The organism is Pseudomonas persica, from assembly GCF_900291015.1.
Classification (GTDB): domain Bacteria; phylum Pseudomonadota; class Gammaproteobacteria; order Pseudomonadales; family Pseudomonadaceae; genus Aquipseudomonas.
In genome coordinates, this window is sequence record NZ_OLKL01000317.1 from 1 (window position 1) to 244 (window position 244).

Genomic DNA, 244 nt, shown 5'->3' on the forward strand with positions numbered 1-244 from the left:
GTTCCAGTGATCATCGACACGGTATTCGACCAACGCGTTCCAGATCGCATAGCCGCTCTGGTCGAAGTCGAACGGTACGTTTCGCTCAACCAGCGCGCCGCTGCTGTCGTAGCGATTCACTGTACCGCTCATGTACGTGGCGCTTTGCACCTGCACGCCGCCGCCAACCTTGAAGTCGCTGAGGATACCCGGCAGCCGGTAGGTGCTGTACAGCTTGAACAGGTGCTTTGGCATCACCGTGCTC

Annotated in this window: 1 protein-coding gene; it reads right to left on the reverse strand. The window is 59.0% G+C overall.

The features are described from left to right. Nucleotides 1–244: hypothetical protein (locus tag FQ664_RS26715; protein WP_144175981.1), on the reverse strand; the 244-nt coding region annotated here is incomplete at both ends.